General features: G+C 51.3%; 12 protein-coding genes. 5 read left to right on the forward strand and 7 right to left on the reverse strand.

Features of this window, described 5'->3' with window-relative positions; genetic code table 11:
- Positions 1–60 precede the first annotated feature (60 nt).
- Positions 61–987 (forward strand): helix-turn-helix domain-containing protein, encoded by a 927-nt coding sequence (locus EGT74_RS10290; protein WP_123846418.1) that lies wholly within the window; start codon positions 61–63, stop codon positions 985–987.
- A gap of 123 nt (positions 988–1,110) precedes the next feature.
- Here EGT74_RS10290 and EGT74_RS10295 read toward each other — a convergent pair whose 3' ends face one another.
- Both EGT74_RS10295 and EGT74_RS10300 read right to left on the reverse strand, forming a co-directional pair.
- Complete coding sequence (locus EGT74_RS10295; protein WP_123846419.1) at positions 1,111–1,341, reverse strand: hypothetical protein; 231 nt, start codon at positions 1,339–1,341, stop codon at positions 1,111–1,113.
- A 382-nt stretch (positions 1,342–1,723) separates the two neighbouring features.
- A complete protein-coding gene (locus EGT74_RS10300; RefSeq protein WP_123846420.1) occupies positions 1,724–2,191 on the reverse strand; it encodes a PepSY-like domain-containing protein in 468 nt (155 codons plus the stop codon).
- A gap of 235 nt (positions 2,192–2,426) precedes the next feature.
- On the opposite strand from EGT74_RS10300, the gene ileS reads away from it, so the two are divergent.
- Positions 2,427–5,753, forward strand: a complete 3,327-nt coding sequence (gene ileS, locus EGT74_RS10305; protein ID WP_123846421.1) for an isoleucine--tRNA ligase — start codon at positions 2,427–2,429, stop codon at positions 5,751–5,753.
- Here the strand turns inward: ileS and EGT74_RS27160 are convergent.
- On the reverse strand, positions 5,733–6,320 hold the full coding sequence (locus EGT74_RS27160; RefSeq protein WP_246008174.1) for a hypothetical protein: 588 nt from the start codon (positions 6,318–6,320) through the stop codon (positions 5,733–5,735). The two genes, ileS and EGT74_RS27160, sit on opposite strands and share 21 nt — an antisense overlap.
- 25 nt (positions 6,321–6,345) lie before the next feature.
- Between EGT74_RS27160 and EGT74_RS27165 the strand changes: the two genes are divergently transcribed.
- Complete coding sequence (locus tag EGT74_RS27165) at positions 6,346–6,789, forward strand: TraR/DksA family transcriptional regulator (RefSeq protein WP_246008175.1); 444 nt, start codon at positions 6,346–6,348, stop codon at positions 6,787–6,789.
- 473 nt (positions 6,790–7,262) lie between these two features.
- Here the strand turns inward: EGT74_RS27165 and EGT74_RS10315 are convergent, their stop codons facing one another.
- The 3 genes from EGT74_RS10315 to EGT74_RS10325 form a co-directional block, all read right to left on the reverse strand.
- Positions 7,263–7,544 (reverse strand): hypothetical protein, encoded by a 282-nt coding sequence (locus tag EGT74_RS10315; protein ID WP_123846423.1) that lies wholly within the window; start codon positions 7,542–7,544, stop codon positions 7,263–7,265.
- A 171-nt stretch (positions 7,545–7,715) separates the two neighbouring features.
- Positions 7,716–9,254: a glycosyltransferase gene (locus tag EGT74_RS10320; protein ID WP_123846424.1), complete on the reverse strand. Its 1,539-nt coding sequence runs from the start codon at positions 9,252–9,254 to the stop codon at positions 7,716–7,718.
- Between the two features lie 149 nt (positions 9,255–9,403).
- Complete coding sequence (locus tag EGT74_RS10325; protein WP_123846425.1) at positions 9,404–11,230, reverse strand: ABC transporter ATP-binding protein; 1,827 nt, start codon at positions 11,228–11,230, stop codon at positions 9,404–9,406.
- A 164-nt stretch (positions 11,231–11,394) separates the two neighbouring features.
- On the opposite strand from EGT74_RS10325, the gene rbfA reads away from it, so the two are divergent.
- Positions 11,395–11,760 (forward strand): 30S ribosome-binding factor RbfA, encoded by a 366-nt coding sequence (gene rbfA / locus EGT74_RS10330; protein ID WP_123846426.1) that lies wholly within the window; start codon positions 11,395–11,397, stop codon positions 11,758–11,760.
- 3 nt (positions 11,761–11,763) lie between these two features.
- Positions 11,764–12,990 carry an ABC transporter permease gene (locus EGT74_RS10335; protein WP_123846427.1) on the forward strand — a complete coding sequence of 409 codons (1,227 nt, stop codon included), beginning with the start codon at positions 11,764–11,766 and terminating at the stop codon, positions 12,988–12,990.
- A 72-nt stretch (positions 12,991–13,062) separates the two neighbouring features.
- Here EGT74_RS10335 and EGT74_RS10340 read toward each other — a convergent pair whose 3' ends face one another.
- On the reverse strand, positions 13,063–13,899 hold the full coding sequence (locus tag EGT74_RS10340) for a transketolase (RefSeq protein ID WP_123846428.1): 837 nt from the start codon (positions 13,897–13,899) through the stop codon (positions 13,063–13,065).
- Positions 13,900–14,029 lie beyond the last annotated feature (130 nt).

The raw sequence follows: 14,029 nt of genomic DNA on the forward strand, positions 1-14,029 counted from the left end.
AACCATTGTGTCAAACTAATAAGATTATAACAATGATTCGTTAATTTTGTGGCGCACAATATGAAAGAAGTACAGGAAATACTCAACTTGGCCATCCCGCAACCCGCTATGAGCGACCAGTTGCAGCTCGCGGAAGCGGACCATGTGACCGTTCCTGACTGTCTGGATTATGACCTGCAGCGTTACGTATACGACCGCCCGTTGCCGGTGGAAGATGTGGCCATGGTGGTGTACCAGCCTGCCAAGAGGGGGCAGAGCGCTGCCATCGAGCTGCGGTACTGTGTGGCCGGCAGCAAATATTGTAAAAACCCCGGTTGTACCGACCAGGTGTGCGCGGAGAAAAGGAAAAATGAAGAGTGCAACGACAAGCTGCCTTCTGTGGACATGATCACCGTGCGTTTCCAGCCCGCGTTTATCCAGACCCTCCAGAAAGGGAATACTTCGTTTTCCCTGTTCGAACTGCAATCCCGCAAACCTTTTGTAAAAACGATACAGCCCTGCACCAAGTCGAAAGCCATACTGGAGCAGATGGTGCATCACAATTACGAAGGCATCCTCAAAAATATCTTCCTGCAAAGCAAGGCGCTGGAGCTGCTGCTTTTCAGCTCCGACCAGTTCATCCAGAACGATACGGACGAGCGTTACGGTTGCCGTTTCCTCACGCAGATGGAAGACCGGGAAAAGATCGAAAAAGCGCGTAGCATCCTGCTGGAGCAGCTTGATGCACCCATTACGATCCGCGACCTGGCGAGGCGTGTGGCCATGAATGAGTGTTACCTGAAAAAGGGTTTCAAAGCCATGTTCGGTACCACCATTTATGATTATTTCCAGAAAGAAAGAATGGAAAAAGCCAAAGGGCTGCTGTATGAAAAAGGGCTTTCCGTTTCGGAAGTAGCCATTATGATGGGATACTCCTGCATTTCCCATTTCTCCACTGCATTTAAAAAACACACCGGCCTGAAGCCCTGTGAATTGCTGCTGCGATAGATAAGCAGTGTTTTCCGCATTTACATCGTTGAATAGCAAAGAAAGTATCCGGGGGGCCGCGGAAGACGGCGTTTCCGTTTTTATCACCTCTCCGGGATTAAAACATGTAGTGGCGGTTGTTTTTCATGCCCCGCAGCGTTTAAAATCCTGTGGGCGGGTACCGGCAACAGCTTCTGTGTTTTCATTTACATACACAGGCCGGTCACTGAATAGCCGCGCCAGGCGGGCCGGCGCGTTTGTTCCTTTTTCCTTTTTCCCTTTACGATCATTACTTTTCCCGAATTGACAAATGCGTTTATGTGGTTTGTGCTTTCTTTGTATCACGATCACCGGATATCTATCCGGGTTCTTCATAAGCTTCCTTATCAGATTTGACCTGGGAAGGCTTGCAGACGATAGTAAAGCCATTATTAAACGCAATACGCATATCAAACACCATGACCTAAGGTATTGTATTGCCAGTCAGTAAGTTTTTCCCCCGTAATTTGCATAAAGCCGTTACTTTTCGAGTAGCGGCTTTTTTTTGGCTGCTCCGCTGGGAATAGCGTCCACAAAGGCTGATAGCGGGTGGGGGTGATGACTGAAAATCGGGGTAAGGTGAGGTTACATTATGAGGAGCGATAAAAGCAAAGCAGCACTTAAGGCAAAAGAAAAACCCCGCCCAAAAGAGCAGGGTCTGTCCTATTTATCCCTATACCTATGAAATACTTAATTAAAATCTTTATCTGAAATATCCTTAATCAACAATAGTGCCAGCATCGTTCAAAAGTACCGTTTTGGCAGTCCCATTGTCGTCAATATTTACTTTGTAATATGCAGCCACGTCCGCTCTCTCAATTTTCCACCCTTCTTTAACAACGGCGGAAGGATATTTGTTCTTTAAAGTCCCTAAAACTGTTTCGGGCAACGCACCTGCCTGATACTCACTGCGTGTTGCAATCCATGCGCCTTCAGCATTATACTCGGCACTGGTTTTTACATTTTCTTTATTAAAAGCTGCTACCCAGTTGCCACCAGCTGTTTTGGTCCAAACAGCGTCAGTAGTGCCCGAAAATTCGGCCTTTTGGCCAAATGCCTCTTTCACAGCGGCGGGGGCCTCTACTTTTTTGGCTACGGTTTTGCTCTTTTTCGATGATTTCTGTTGTGAAAACGCGATGCCTGAAGTGAAGACGGCAGCGCATATAAATAACGTTACTTTTTTCATAAAAGATATGGTTTTTCTGCGTGATACTCTTCTAACTTCTTAACCAAAACAATGCCAAAAACGCAAAGTAAGCATAGTTTATTGTAAAATAGCTAATTTTTGCCTCATTTTGCGCATAAATCTCTTATTTTTTATGAATGGTAAGGCCACTCCAAAACCTGCCTGTATTTTCGTAACTTCGCAGAATTTTATTTCAAATACCAAACTTTAATGAGCCCGGAGGGTGATTTTGTTTATGTCCAGCAAATATCAGGAATATAGTCAACTGAATTTACCGCAAATAGAACAGGATATACTGCAAGCGTGGGAACAGCACCAGATTTTTGAAAAAAGCGTGTCGAACCGCGACGGGGCGACGCCTTTCGTGTTTTACGAAGGCCCTCCGAGCGCCAACGGCCTGCCTGGCATTCACCACGTAATTTCCCGCGCCCTGAAAGACCTGGTATGCCGGTATAAAACCATGCAGGGCTTCCAGGTAAAACGTAAAAGCGGATGGGATACCCACGGCTTGCCGGTGGAACTGGGCGTGGAAAAATCCCTGGGCATTACCAAGGAAGATATCGGCAAAAAAATCTCCATCGCCGAATACAACGATACCTGCCGGAAAGAAGTATTGAAATATAAAGACCGTTGGGAAGAGCTCACCCGTAAAATGGGATACTGGGTTGATTTACAACGCCCCTACATCACCTTCGAGAACGATTATATCGAAAGCCTCTGGTGGTGCCTGCAACAACTATATAAAAAAGGGCTCCTTTATAAAAGCGTGAGCATACAGCCGTATTCTCCCGCCGCCGGTACCGGCCTCAGTTCCCACGAGCTCAACATGCCCGGTACCTATAAAGATGTGAAAGACACCACGATCGTGGCCATGTTCAAAGCGGTGGAATCGGACCTGTCGAAATTTCTGTTCGAAGCGGCCGGCAGCGACCAGGTATTTTTCCTGGCCTGGACCACCACCCCCTGGACCCTGCCCTCCAACCTGGGCCTGACCGTGGGGCCGAATATCGACTATGTACTGGTGAAAACCTTCAATCCGTACACCCACCTGCCGGTGAACGTAGTGCTGGCCAAAGATCTGGCCGGCAAGTACTTCAAACCGGAAGGGGAGAACGGCGATTTCGACGCATACAAACCCGAAGATAAAATACTGCCCTGGCGCGTACTGGCCCATTTCAAAGGCAGCCAGCTCGAAAACATCCGTTACGAACAGTTGCTGCCTTACGTGCAGCCCGAAGAAGGAGACCCCTTCCGTGTGCTGCTTGGGGATTTTGTGACCACCGAAGACGGTACCGGCATCGTGCACACCGCCCCGGCGTTTGGTGCGGACGACAGCCGCGTCGGCAAAAAATACGGCATCGGCATCCTCACCCTGGTAGACCGCCAGGGCAAGTTCCTCGATGAGGTGGGTGAATTCGGCGGCCGTTATGTGAAGGATTATAAAAATGATCCCGACTACAAGGACGTGGACGTGGATATCGCCATCAAACTGAAAAAAGAAAACCGCGCCTTCAAGGTTGAAAAATACGAGCACACCTATCCCCATTGCTGGAGAACGGACAAACCTGTGCTCTATTACCCGCTCGATGCCTGGTTCATCAAAACAACCGCGCTGAAAGACCGGATGGTGGAGCTGAATAAAACCATCAACTGGAAACCCGCTTCCACCGGCACCGGCCGTTTCGGCACCTGGCTGGAGAACATGGTAGACTGGAACCTGAGCCGCAGCCGCTACTGGGGTACCCCGCTGCCTATCTGGCGTACGGAAGACGGCACGGAAGAAATCTGCATCGGCAGCGTAGCCGAGCTGAACGCCGGCATCCGCCTTGCCAATGAAGTGCTCGGAGGCGACGTCAATAAAAATTACCTGCACGAGGGCATCCTCGACCTGCATAAACCGTATGTGGACGACATCATCCTGGTCAGCTCCACCGGCAAACCCATGCGCAGGGAGCCCGACCTGGTGGACGTTTGGTTCGACAGCGGCGCGATGCCCGTTGCCCAATGGCATTATCCCTTCGAAAACAAGGAAATGCTGGAGCAGGGCAAAGCCTTCCCCGCCGATTTTATCGCGGAAGGCGTAGATCAGACCCGTGGCTGGTTTTACACCCTCCATGCCCTGAGCGTGATGCTGTTCGACAGCGTGGCGTATAAAACCGTGGTATCCAACGGCCTGGTGCTCGACAAGAACGGCAGCAAGATGAGCAAACGCTGGGGGAACGTAGTGGATCCGTTCGACACCATTCAGCAGTACGGTGCCGATGCCACCCGCTGGTATATGATCACCAATGCCTCTCCGTGGGACAACATGAAGTTCGACCTGGACGGCATCAAGGAGGTGCAGCGCAAACTTTTCGGCACTATATATAATACGTATAACTTCTTCGCGATGTACGCCAATCTCGATAATTTCGGGTTCAAGGAGGCATACATCCCGCTGAAAGATCGTCCCGAGATCGACCGCTGGATCATTTCCCTGCTCAACACCCTGGTAAAACAGGTGACGGGGAGCCTGGAAGATTACGAGCCTACGCAGGCCGGGCGTGCAGTGCAGGAGTTTGTGGACGAGCATCTGAGCAACTGGTACGTGCGCCTTTGCCGGCGCCGCTTCTGGAAAGGGGAGTACGGGCACGACAAGATCAGCGCTTACCAGACGCTGTACGAGTGCCTCGAGAAAATCGCGCACCTGATGGCGCCCGTTTCGCCGTTCTTCTCCGACTGGCTGTACCGCAACCTGAATAACGTGAGCGGCCGCCTGCCGGCAGCCTCCGTGCATCTGTCCGATTTCCCGGTGGCCGACCAAACTGCCATCGATCCTGACCTGGAGGAAAGGATGCAGCTGGCGCAGGATATTTCCTCTTTGGTGTTGTCGCTTCGCAAAAAAACGAACATTAAGGTGCGCCAGCCGTTACAGAAAATACTGATACCTGTTTTGAACCCTCATATGCGGGAGCAACTGGAGCTGGTGGAACATTTGGTAAAAAGCGAAGTGAATGTAAAAACAATTGAGTATCTTACGGAAACCGAAGGTTTTATCAAGAAAAAGATTAAGCCGAACTACAAAACCCTGGGCAGCAGAATGGGGGCAAAGATGAAGGCAGTTGCCGGCGCCATTGCAGCATTCGGCCAGCACGATATCACCACGCTTGAAAAGGACGGTGAATTTGGCTTAATAATTGATAATGAACGGGTTCCGATTCAATTAGCGGATGTTGAGATCATCTCTGAAGATATTCCGGGATGGACGGTCGCCAATAAAGCTGCGCTGACCGTGGCCCTGGATATTACCATTACACCTGAATTACTGGACGAGGGCAATGCCCGTGAACTGGTAAACCGGATTCAGAAGATACGGAAAGACAGTGGTTTTGAGTTAACCGACCGCATAGCTGTAAAAGTGGCGGAGGTAGACAGCTTGAAAACGGCGATAATTAACTTTAATGACTATATTTGCACGGAAATTTTGGCAGATAGTTTGGATGTTGTGCCGCAGTTACAGGAGGGCATCGAAGTAGAAGTTAACGATCTTAAATTCAACGTATTAGTTAACAAAAAAAGCTAATCCCATGGCAACAAAGAAGAAGGTTGCTAGTAAGACTACCAAAAAGGCGGTTCCTGCCAAGAAAGCTGTAGCGAAGAAAGCTCCGGTAAAGAAGGCGCCTGCGGCCAAGAAGGCTGCGGCTAAACCTGCGCCTGCGAAAAAAGCGGCCCCGGCTCCTAAGAAAGCAGCAGCAAAAAAGGCAGCCCCGAAGGTGGCCAAATCTTCTGTTAAACCCGCTCCGAAAAAAGCTGCGGTAAAAAAGGCGGCTGTTAAACCAGCGCCTGCCAAATCAGCCAAAGCTCCCGCTAAAAAAGCGGCAGCGCCGCCGAAAAAGGCGGCTCCTGCAGCCAAAGCCCCTGTGAAAAAAGCAGCGGCCCCGGCACCCAAGGCAAAACCGGTCCCGGTACCTGCCCCTAAACCAGCAGCGAAACCAACAGAACCGGTGATTTCTAAACCCGTTGAAAAAGTAGATCCGATGGCATCAAAGAATAAACAGGAAAAACCAGAAAAGGAACCAGTTAAGAAGACCAAGATAGAGGAGCCTGTTAAACGGGTATCTGAAAGGCCTACTACCAGAACTGCTTCCAAGGTTTCCAACAGCAACCGCCCGGCGATGAAAACCGTGACGTACGCGCCGGAGTTCACCAAATCCGTACTTGATCAGCCGGAAACACCTTCCGGTCCGATATACCGTTACAGCGATCCTGAATTACAGGAGTTTAAGGAGATCATTCTCAAAAAACTGGAAGCGGCGAAAAAAGAACTGGTTTACCTCCAGGGCCTCATCACACGGAAAGACGAAGCCGGCACAGATGATACCGAAAACAAATACATGAGCATGGAAGACGGCAGCGGTTCCCAGGAACGCGAACAGCTGAACCAGATGGCCAGCCGCCAGATCCAGTTCATCGATCATCTCGAGAAAGCACTCGTGCGTATCGAAAACAAAACCTACGGCATTTGCCGCGTAACAGGTAAACTGATCGACAAAGCCCGCCTGAAAGCGGTGCCACACGCCACCCTCAGCATTGAGGCGAAACTGGCGAAAAGCAAATAGCAGATTGCGCTACAAGCGATAAAATAACAGGAGGGCCGTTCGGAAGAACGGCCCTTTTTTTCTTCTGGAATGTAGATATCACGGCTGGTATAGCCGGACAGATTTTTATATCTTTTTGCTGAGTTCCCACATGTATACACAGGAGCCGACGGCAATGCTCCTATAGGAAATCAGCTATACAGACGGCTTTATATCTGCACGGCAATACTCCAATAGGGAATCAGCTATATATGATGGAGCGATACCCGCACGGCAATACTTGAATCAAGTCGCAGTCGCCCTCCATCGCAGATTCACTTGCGCTAACCGCAGGCCTCATCAGCTAAAGTGCTATATAAGGCCAAGCGATGGCATCCTCCATCGCAGATTCACCCGTCCCCATCTGCCAAAGTGCAATATAAGGCCGGGTGATCCCGGCCCCGGTGTTTACGCTGATCCAGCCCATCATGAAACATTCAGATGTGGTTGGTTTTTTAGTCAGCTCCGGCAGCGGCGCCTGCCTGTTTCATTAATATCACCAGTATTTTCTTCATCCGCCCGTCGCGCTCTTCCGTGGTTTTCTCTTCCTGCTCCGGCGCGGCAGACTGACGGATGAAATTCTCCGCATCCTCTACGAGCGACTGTATTTGCTCCAGTGTGAGGAACTCGCTCCGGCTGACCTCCAGCGGAATAGTGTCGAATAATTCCCGGATTCTTGCATCCGGCGCCAGGTCGATGGCTTCGTGCAGGCGGCTGCGCATTGTAGATATTTTCATAAGATGTGTTTCTGCTAATTTCGCTGTAAGCCTTTACAAACCAGCATTTTGGAGCCGATACTTTATCAGGATTCCCGGTAAATATTTCAGGTTTCACCGGTATTTTCTCAAAAAAAATGCTTCCCCGTTTTTACGCAGGGAAGCATTCGTTATCTGAACAGGGTTTTACTGTCATGCTGGTTTCAACGCCGGCGCATCGCTGCAATCGGGGCTCACGGCCTTCCTGATCTGGCGCGCCGCCAGGTATAGCAGGCCCGCGGTGGCTACAACGGCCAGGCTGCCCAGGCCGATATTGCGTACCTGCTTCTTCGACGGCCAGCGGCCGTTTTTCCGTTGCGGGCTTGCCTGCGCAATATCCAGTAACGGCGCCATACAAATGTCCTCAATAACTTTATCGGCCACGGTTTCTGCATCCACAAATTGTGGATGGTACGCCACACCGATGCCCGCCTGTTGCAACAGTACCTGGTCACTTTCTCCGTTGCCCACATAAATCACGTTCTGTGGCGCGATGTGATATTTCTCCGTGATGTATTGCAGGATATGGCTTTTGTCGTACACCGGCGTACCGTTGTCGGACGGCAGGAAATACTCCGGAATGGTGATTTCGCCGGTGGCCACACTGTGTATCAGATGCAAGCGGTTGGCGAACGCGAAATCCGCACCCAGTTTGTTTTTCATGTGGTTGGCCACACATTCGAAACCATCCGTGATGAATCCGCAGACGTATCCCCGCCGCTTCAACTCCCGGATCACATGCCGGATGTCTGGCGTTACGGGAATACTGTCGGCCACTTCCAGCAGCTCCGCCAGGTTGCGGCCCTGGAAAAGTGCGGCGGAACGGTTCAATATTGATATGGGGTCTGAATAATGTTCCAGCACCTGGCACAGCGCCGCTTCCTGCTCAAAGGCCACCGCGGCGAGGTAGGTGTAGTTTTGCGTAAACACGGTTTCATCGAGATTGAAGATGACCATCTTCTGCAGTTTGTCGATCGACTCCAGGATCGAGAACTCCATCTGCTCGCGGATAATATTGATGTTGCCCAGTGTTTCGAGGTTCTGTTGCGGAATGCTTTCGGCCTTGCGCAAAATCGTACGCGATACTTCGCGGCTCATTTTACTCAGCTGCTCCCAGGTTTGCATGGCGTTTTCGAGCCGGCCGATATTGACTTCCGCGATGCGCGCCTGCAGCAGGTGCATGTCGATCAGCAGACCAATGTCTACCCCGTAATCGTTTTCAAAATGCACGCGCTGCAAAAAAGATTTACGCGCGGCGATCATGCCGCTCAACGGCTGGTTGAAACCCGCGAGGCCCGGGAAAAGAATGCTCAGCAGCGGTTTGGCTACCAGTTGTGTTACGCGGCCCGCCTGCCGCTCGAAGAACGATTTCGTAAAGTCGGCTTCATTATTCACAATAGGGTCGGCCAGCAGGTCTACAAGATTGTCCGGATAGGTGAGTATGTCGCCATCCACATATAAAATGATATCATGTTTCGCCGCCATCATGCCTTCGCGCATGGAAATACCTTTTCCGCGCTGGCTGCTGGTGATCACTCTTACTTTCTCCTTCATCGCTTCTTCCACCGTATTGTCTGTCGAATTATCGTCCACAACAATAATCTCAATGGGTCGGGAGGTTTTCCTGATTGTCTTAATTACCTGGCGTATGGTGGCGCCTTCGTTGAGCACTGGTATAATTACCGAGATCATAGGTGTCAATAGTTTAGTGAACAAATTAGGTACCTTCTGGCGCCCTCCTAGACACCAAAAATGGTACCATTAAATCGGCTGCAGACAAAAACAGGCCGGGGTTTCCCGGCCTGCGATTTCAGCGATATCACGCTGTGTATATTTTTACACTATTTAAACTCCTGCATCTCCACCAGTTTCCTGTATACGCCCTGCTGCGCGAGCAATTCATCGTGGCGGCCTCTTTCGATAATTTCTCCTTTATCCATCACAATAATTTCATGTGCGTGCTGGATGGTGGAAAGGCGGTGGGCGATAACGATGGTGGTGCGGTTTTGCATCAGTTTGTCCAATGCGTCCTGCACCAGTTTTTCCGATTCGGTATCGAGTGCGGAGGTGGCTTCGTCTAAGATAAGGATGGGCGGGTTTTTAAAGATAGCGCGCGCGATGGTGAGGCGTTGCCGCTGGCCGCCGCTGAGTTTGCTGCCGCGGTCGCCGATCTCCGTGTTATACCCGTTTTCGAGCTGTTCGATGAATTCATGCGCATTGGCGATGCGGGCGGCCTCTTTCACCTTTTCCATGTCGGGGTTGATGTGGCCGAACGCGATGTTGCTGGTGACGGTATCATTGAAGAGAATGGCTTCCTGCGATACGATGCCCATCAGCTGCCGCACATCGTGCAGCTTCAGGTCGCGCACATCTTTACCGTCGATGGCCACGCGGCCTTCGGTGGCCTCATAGAACCGGGGCAGCAGGTCGGCCATGGTCGATTTGCCGGCGCCGCTGCGGCCCACCAGCGCCACCATAGTGCCCTTTTTGATATGCAGGTTGATGTTTTTCAGCACATACTGGTCTGCATAGCGGAACGACAGCTGATCGTATGAAATGCTGCGCTCAAAACCGGTCAGCGGCAGCGCGCCAGGTTTATCTTTGATTTCCACCGGCTCGTCGAGAATGCCGAAAATGCGGTTTCCCGCCACGATGCCTTTCTGCATCAATGTAAATGCGTTGGAAATATTTTTTGCAGGCTGCAGGATGGTGAAATACAGGCCGAGGTAAGTGATGAAAACGGAGCCGGTCATTTCTTTGCCGTGTAATATCATATAACCGCCCACCATCACCAGCACTACTACCAGCGACACGCCCAGCGCCTCAGATATCGGCGAGGCGAGCTCCCGCTGGTTGTAAATGGATTTGCTCAGCCGTGTAAACTGGCGGGTAAGGCCGCCGAATTTCTGCTGCACGTATTTTTCAGCGGTGAAGCCCTGGATCACCCGCACGCCGCTCAGCGATTCTTCCGATACATTCAGCAGTTTGCCCAGCATTTCCTGGCTGTAGAACCCTTTTTTGCGCAGCTGCTTGGAGATGTAAGAAACGAGGAAACCGGAAATGGGAAAGAAGATCAGCGTGAACAGCGTCAGTTTCGCCGAAATGTAAAACAGGGCGATAAAAGTAACGATGATGATCAGCGGATCGCGCAGCAACACCTGGATGGCGTTGACCAGCGTGGATTCCACTTCCATCACGTCGTTCGTCATGGTCGACAGCATATCGCCCTTGCGCCGTTTGTTGTAAAAAGAAAGCGATTGTTCGGTGGCCTGTTTGTAGAGCAGGTTACGTATCCTTTCGAGCACGTTCATCCGCATACGCACCATCACGCGCGAGCTCATGTACCGGCCAAAATTGGCAAGGATGGAGGCGCCGCAGATCACCACACAGACAAACCCCAGCGCATACATTTCACCTTTTTCGGTGATGAAGCGGAGGAAGTAATACTTGAATACATCGGTGAAATAGTCGATGCTGAGCGAAAACACCGGCAATGCAACAACGGGCTCCACGGTATCTTTCTGATCGAACATGATCTGCAGCATCGGTATCAGCATGGCGAAATTAATGACGCCGAACAGTACGCCTATAATGGTATAGATCAAATATTCCGGCAGATAATGACGCAGTGGCTGTACGAACCTGAGCAGGCGCTTGAAAGTCTTCATCCTTTTGTGTTGATAATCCGCAAAAGTACGGTAAAATGAGGGAATATTGCCGGGAAACAGGTATGGGCGGGCGTAATGCTTATAACCGGTTAAATTGGTTAATTTTGGGCCGATTCCTGTTTTTGACGGGAAGAGGGCAGATTGTTAAGCTTAAATTGAGAAACATGTCAGAAACTAAAAGGCAAAAACAGGTGGGACAGCTGGTGCAGGAAGAGCTCAGCAATATTTTCATGCGGATGGGATTCAATATAACCGAAGGAGGGATGATCTCCATTTCATCGGTGAAGATGACGCCGGATTTGCTGGAGGCGAGGGTGTATCTCAGCATGTTCCAGATTGCGCAGCCTGAAGAGATGATGGGCAGGATCAAGGACAAGATGGGAGAGATACGCCGTGAGCTGGGAAACCGGGTGGCCAAGCAGCTGCGCCGGGTGCCGGAACTGATCTTTTTCCTGGACGATACCCTCGACCATGTGTTCCGGATGGAAGAACTGTTTAAAAAGATCAACGACGAAAAGGAGAAGAAATAATACATGATCTGGCAATTTGCGCTTCGTTACTTCCGGGCCCGTAAATCCACCAGCGCCATCAACATCATTGCATGGGTGAGCGTGGGCGCAATTGCCGTGGGCACGGCCGCGCTGATTATCGTACTGAGCGTATTCAACGGCTTTACCGGTCTGGTGAAGTCCCTATACTCTTCTTTTTACCCCACGCTGAAAGTGGTGCCCGCCACAGGCAAAACCCTGCTTCTCACCGATTCGCAGCTGAAAGCCATTGCGGCTACGCCTGGCGTAGCCTATCTGTCGCGTTCCATCGAAGAAAAAGCGGTGCTGCGTAACGGCAACGAACAAACGATCGCGGTGCTCAAAGGCGTGGATAGCGGCTTTACCAAAGTAGCCGGCGTTCAGGACAAGATCGTGCGCGGAAAATTCGACCTTGGCCGCGACCTGGGCTACCTGGCTGTGATAGGCCTCGGCATCGAATCGGCCCTGGGTGTGGACGTAGAGCATAGCCAGGTTCCCGTCAACGTATATATTCCCCGCCGCGACGCTTCATTCAACCCCGGCATGCCCGAACAGTCCATCAACAACGGCGTCATTTACCCGGCCGGCACCTTTGCCATCCAGCAGGAATTTGACGCCCGGTATGTACTGGTGGATATCAATTTCATGCGTACGCTGCTGGATATGGCGCCTGGTGAAATATCGGCCCTTGAGATCGAGGTGGAGCCGGGCGCGTCCGATGGGAAAGTGAAGCGCAGGCTGCAGGAACTGCTGGGAGAAGGGGTGAAGGTGCAAACGCGCATGGAGCAGAATGTGACGGTGTATAATGTGATGCAGACCGAAAAGTGGGTCACGTACGTATTCCTGAGTTTTATTCTGGTGATTGCGGCCTTTAACATGATCGGCTCCCTGTCGATGCTGGTGATAGAAAAACAAAAAGACATCACCATCCTCAAGGCCATGGGTGGCCGTAACAGCCTCATCCAGCGCATTTTTCTCAGCGAAGGCCTCATTATAGCCGGCGCAGGGAGCATTATCGGGTTCACGCTGGCCGTGACGATATGCCTGCTACAGCAGCATTTCGGCCTTATCAAGCTGGGTGGCGGTTCCTTTCTCATAGATGCGTTCCCGGTGGAAATGCACCTGCAGGACTTTGTGCTGGTGAGTTTGACCATCCTCGTCATCGGCGTACTGGCCAGCTGGTACCCGGCGTCGCGCGCGGCGCGGCAGGAAATCACCCTGAAAGCGACTTAATACCGGAGGCGATATAATAAGAAAGGGCTGACTATGATCATAGTCAGCCCTTTCCTGTTTATTCCGATAAGATCAATAATCTCCGATCGTTTCCGGCAGTTGTGCCAGCGCTTTGGCCAGCTGCTCGTCGTTGGGGGCGATGCCGTGCCACTCGTGGGAACCTTCCATGAAGTCAACTCCTTTACCCATGGCGGTTTTCATGAGGATTACGATGGGTTGGCCCTGCCCGGTCTGGCTTTTGGCAGACTCGAGGGTAGCCACCACTTCGTCCATGTCGTTTCCGTTCATGTGCAGTACTTTCCAGCCGAACGCGGTGAATTTGGCGCCGAGGTCGCCCAGGCTCATTACCTTATCGGTAGGCCCGTCGATCTGCTGGCCGTTGTAATCAACCGTCGCGATGAGGTTGTCTGCTTTATGATGGGCGGCGAACATGATCGCTTCCCAGTTCTGCCCTTCCTGCAGTTCTCCGTCGCCGTGGAGGGAAAACACAATCTGGGGATCTTTATTCAGTTTTTTGCTCAGTGCAGCGCCCAAAGCAACGCTCATGCCCTGGCCGAGCGACCCGCTGGCGATGCGTACGCCGGGAAGGTGTTCGTGCGTGGTGGGATGGCCTTGCAGGCGGGAATTGATTTTACGGAAGGTTGCCAGTTCTTCCGTCGGGAAATACCCTGAACGGGCCAGCGCACTGTAATACACCGGAGAAATATGGCCGTTGGAAAGGAAAAACAGGTCCTGCCCCTTGCCGTCCATCTCGAAAGGCACCGGCTGGTGTTTCATGACCTTGAAAAACAGGGCGGTAAAGTATTCTGTACAACCCAGGGAACCGCCGGGGTGACCGCTCTGTACGGCATGCACCATTCTAACGATGTCCCGCCTGATCTGTGTGGCTATATCTTTCAGCTCTGGCATGATAATTGGCGTTTTATGAGCCGCAAAAGTAATAAGAAATTGACCAGATTTTCAGTGTATTAGTCAAATTTTTAGAAGAATGGGCAAAATCCATGGGTTTTAAAAAAAACTGATACGCATATCGCTGAAA

This window comes from Chitinophaga lutea, from assembly GCF_003813775.1.
Taxonomy (GTDB): domain Bacteria; phylum Bacteroidota; class Bacteroidia; order Chitinophagales; family Chitinophagaceae; genus Chitinophaga; species Chitinophaga lutea.

Excerpts from the sequence above, each read along its gene's own strand:
- EGT74_RS10290 (WP_123846418.1), top strand. The coding sequence starts at position 61 with ATGAAAGAAGTACAGGAAATACTCAACTTGGCCATCCCGCAACCCGCT.
- EGT74_RS10295 (WP_123846419.1), bottom strand. The coding sequence starts at position 1,341 with ATGAAGAACCCGGATAGATATCCGGTGATCGTGATACAAAGAAAGCAC.
- EGT74_RS10300 (WP_123846420.1), bottom strand. The coding sequence starts at position 2,191 with ATGAAAAAAGTAACGTTATTTATATGCGCTGCCGTCTTCACTTCAGGC.
- ileS (WP_123846421.1), top strand. The coding sequence starts at position 2,427 with ATGTCCAGCAAATATCAGGAATATAGTCAACTGAATTTACCGCAAATA.
- EGT74_RS27165 (WP_246008175.1), top strand. The coding sequence starts at position 6,346 with ATGAAAACCGTGACGTACGCGCCGGAGTTCACCAAATCCGTACTTGAT.
- EGT74_RS10315 (WP_123846423.1), bottom strand. The coding sequence starts at position 7,544 with ATGAAAATATCTACAATGCGCAGCCGCCTGCACGAAGCCATCGACCTG.
- EGT74_RS10320 (WP_123846424.1), bottom strand. The coding sequence starts at position 9,254 with ATGATCTCGGTAATTATACCAGTGCTCAACGAAGGCGCCACCATACGC.
- EGT74_RS10325 (WP_123846425.1), bottom strand. The coding sequence starts at position 11,230 with ATGAAGACTTTCAAGCGCCTGCTCAGGTTCGTACAGCCACTGCGTCAT.
- rbfA (WP_123846426.1), top strand. The coding sequence starts at position 11,395 with ATGTCAGAAACTAAAAGGCAAAAACAGGTGGGACAGCTGGTGCAGGAA.
- EGT74_RS10335 (WP_123846427.1), top strand. The coding sequence starts at position 11,764 with ATGATCTGGCAATTTGCGCTTCGTTACTTCCGGGCCCGTAAATCCACC.
- EGT74_RS10340 (WP_123846428.1), bottom strand. The coding sequence starts at position 13,899 with ATGCCAGAGCTGAAAGATATAGCCACACAGATCAGGCGGGACATCGTT.